General features: G+C 54.9%; 2 protein-coding genes. One reads left to right on the top strand and one right to left on the bottom strand.

Features of this window, described 5'->3' with window-relative positions:
* A partial coding sequence (locus ACEW8P_RS04015; RefSeq protein ID WP_373511823.1) for a carboxypeptidase-like regulatory domain-containing protein occupies positions 1 to 2071 on the bottom strand: 2071 nt, incomplete at its 3' end.
* Positions 2072 to 2204: 133 nt separating this feature from the next.
* On the opposite strand from ACEW8P_RS04015, the gene ACEW8P_RS04010 reads away from it, so the two are divergent.
* Positions 2205 to 3535: GntP family permease (locus tag ACEW8P_RS04010; protein WP_373511822.1), on the top strand; the 1331-nt coding region annotated here is incomplete at its 3' end.

Raw genomic sequence — 3535 nt, 5'->3', positions numbered from 1 at the left:
CGGAGTATTGTCCCCGTGGTACCGTGAGGGCGTTGCCCGTCCCATACACCCAGGTGGCAGATAGTGTCACGCGCTTGCTTAGTTCGTAAATCCCGACGACCGAAATATCATGGCGTCGATCGTAGCGCGGGTAAAAAGTTTCGCCGAAGTTGAGTTCGGGGAATTTCCACTTCGTCCAGGAAAGCGTATAGCCCACCCAGCCCGACAGCCGCCCGGTTTTCTTCTGCACCAGAAACTCCGTTCCGTACGACCAGCCGCGCCCGGCGGTCACGTTGTCTTCCCAGCTTAGCTCGTTGGCGTTGTCACCCGTTAGGCTCAAAAAAGAGGAACCTTCTTTATAGCTCAGGATTTGATCCATGTTTTTGTAGTACCCCTCCCAGGTCAGCGTCAAAGCGGGCTGGTCGAGATCTTTGGCAAACCCAATGGCTACCTGGTCGGACTGCTGCGGGTTCACTCGGTCGGTGGTTGGCACCCACAGGTCGGTGGGTAATCCCAGGCCAGTGTTGGAAAGCAGGTGGACGTATTGATTCATGCGGGCGTAGGAAGCCTTGAACGAGAAATCCTGCGCCAGCCGCAGCGCCGCCGAAAAGCGTGGCTCAGGCCGGACGTAGGTCTTGGATTCGGTCTGGAATGTACTAAGCCGTACACCTACATTCATTTTCAGAGCGTCGAAGGGTTGCCAGACATCCTGCACGTACAGTCCACTCTCGATAGCGTTGACGGGCGTCACGGAGCGCTCGATAGGAATGTTGAGAAAAGACCCTTCGATAGCCAGGGCCGAAGGCACGAAACGGTGTGCCGTCAGCTGTGCCCCAAACCGGATGGCGTGTTTAGTGTTGGGGTAATAATCAAAATCGGTTTTAATGCCCAAATCACGAATGCGGGAGTCATATTCGAGACTAAACTCGTCGTCTGGCCCTCCATTGCGGTTGATGTCTTTGTTGTAAGCCGACACGCCGAAGTTGAAATTACTGGCAATGAGCGAGGTATTGGCAAAAAGCTTTTGACCAAACAGATGGTTCCAGCGCAAAGTCGCCGTAGCGTTGCCCCAGTTTAGTCCGTTACGCGACTCAACGTTGGGACCCTCTTCGTTGGCGTAGAAACGATCACGACCAAAATAACCGCTGAGATAGACTTTGTCCTTGTGTCCGAAATCGTAATTGACTTTTGCGTTCAGGTCATAGAAGTAGTAGCCAGGGCTAACCTTGTTGGTTTCACTGGCTTGTTGAGCGGCAATGAGCGGCCTGGCCAGCACGTCGATGTACGTACGCCGCCCCGAAATCAAAAATGACGATTTGCCCTTCGCGATCGGCCCTTCCAGCGTCAGGCGGCTGGAAATAAGTCCGATACCGCCCTCGCCGCTGAATTTTTCCTTACTGCCTTCCTTCATGTTCATGTCCAGCACCGACGAAAGCCGACCGCCGTAACGGGCTGGAAAACCACCCTTAGTCAGTTCTACACTCTTGAGGGCGTCGCTGTTGAAGATCGAGAAAAACCCGAACAGGTGGCTGGCATTGTACACTACGGCGTCGTCGAGGATGATGAGGTTCTGGTCCGGCCCGCCCCCGCGCACGTACAGGCCCGACTGCCCCTCGGTGCCTTTCTGCACGCCGGGCATGAGTTGCAGTACTCTCAGGACGTCCTTTTCGCCGAAAAAGGCGGGTACTTTTTTGATTTGGGAAATGGGTATCTCGATGGTGCTCATCTGCGACGAGCGGCTTTCGTAGTCCTCCTGCCGTCGCGCCGATACGGTCACTTCTTCCAGTTGATTGACGCTGGTCAATTGGGCATTGATTTCCAGATTCTTATTGAATTTTAGCTCCTTAACCGTCCTCTCGTACCCCACGAAGGAGTAGTGCAGTTGCAGCGTGTCACTGGCGGGCATCGTGAGCGAGTAGAAGCCGTAGGTGTTCGTCACCGCGCCGTAGGGCGTCCCTGGCACGTAAACATTGACGCCCGGCAACTGCTCCTGACTACCCGCCTCCCGCACGAAACCGCTAATGGTGAACTGGTTTTGACCAAAGGAAAAATGGGTGAGCATGAGGGCAAAAACTGTAAAGCGTAAACGCATAAGAAAGGGAGGAATTAGCTAGTATGGCGATAACGACCCGCCCAAAATGATATTGGTTGGAAGGTCAAGTAAAAGTTTGTGGAAAAAACCTTTTGAGAAGTGTTCGACAAAAGTACCCCCTTATCCCCTTTCTATGCTCACGCTTCTTACTATTTTGTTGGCCCTGGCGCTCATCATTATTTCCATCATCAAGTTCGACATCCACCCCTTTCTGGCCCTTTTCGTGGGGGCCATTATTTATGGCCTGCTGGCTGGAATGGACGGTGAGTTGATCCTAAAATCCATCTCCGAGGGCTTCGGCGGGGTACTTGGCAGCATCGGACTGCTCATCCTGCTGGGGGTACTCATAGGTACTTTTCTGGAGAAAACGGGTGGGGCCTTCGTCATCGCCCAGAAAATCCTGGCCGTTATCGGTGAGAAATCAGTGATGCTGGCCATGATGATAACGGGGTACATTCTCTCGATTCCCGTCTTCGGCGACAGCGCGTTCATTATGATGAATCCGATCAACAAGTCGCTGTCGTTCAAAGGCAAACTACCCTACGCCTCCACCACGGTGGCCCTCACCCTGGGCATTTCGGCCAGTCACTCGCTGGTGCCACCCACGCCCGGCCCCATCGCGGCGGCGGGCATCCTGAACGCGGATTTGGGCATGGTAATCTTCTACGGATTCATTATAAGTGCGCTGGCGTTGGTTCCGGCCTATTTCTTCGTCAAGTACTTTACCAAAAACGTCCACCTCATCCCGCAGTTTGCCGAAGTCGAAAGTAACGTTCAGCACGGCAAGCGGCCTTCGCTGGGCAAGTCATTCTTGCCCGTCATCATCCCGCTGGTACTCATCGTGCTGGCGTCCATCGCCAAGTACCCCACGCAGCCATTTGGCGACAATCCGTTCACCACCGTTCTCCTTTTTGTGGGTAGTCCGGTCATCGCCCTGCTGATTGGGGCGTTTCTGGCGTTCAGCCTGCCCGAGAAGTTCGACGCCAAACTACTCTCGTCGTCGGGCTGGGTCGGGGAATCGTTGCTGATCGCTGCGCCCGTGATTCTGATTACCGGAGCGGGCGGGGTGTTTGGCAAGATGTTGCAGAACTCCGGCATCGCCGAACTAGTCAGTGCCAACCTGAACGCCGCTTCCTGGGGTATCTTTCTGCCTTTCCTGATGGCGCTGGCCCTTAAAACCGCCCAAGGCTCTTCCACCGTAGCTCTAATCACCACGGCCTCCATCGTCGCGCCGCTGCTGGCCGCGCTGGGGCTGGACAGCGAGACGATGCGGGTCTTTGCCGTGCTGGCCATCGGCTCCGGCGCTATCGCTATTTCCCACGCCAACGACAGCTTCTTCTGGGCCATGACCCAGCTTTCGGGCATGAACATCAAGCAAGGCAATCAGACGCACAGCCTGGGTACTTTGGTACTTTCGGTGTCGGCGATTATGATTATTTATGTGCTGACGCAGGTGGTGGTGTA

The sequence above is a fragment of the Persicitalea sp. genome (genome assembly GCF_041751555.1).
Lineage (GTDB): Bacteria > Bacteroidota > Bacteroidia > Cytophagales > Spirosomataceae > Persicitalea.
This window is presented reverse-complemented; position numbering and strand designations above follow the sequence as displayed.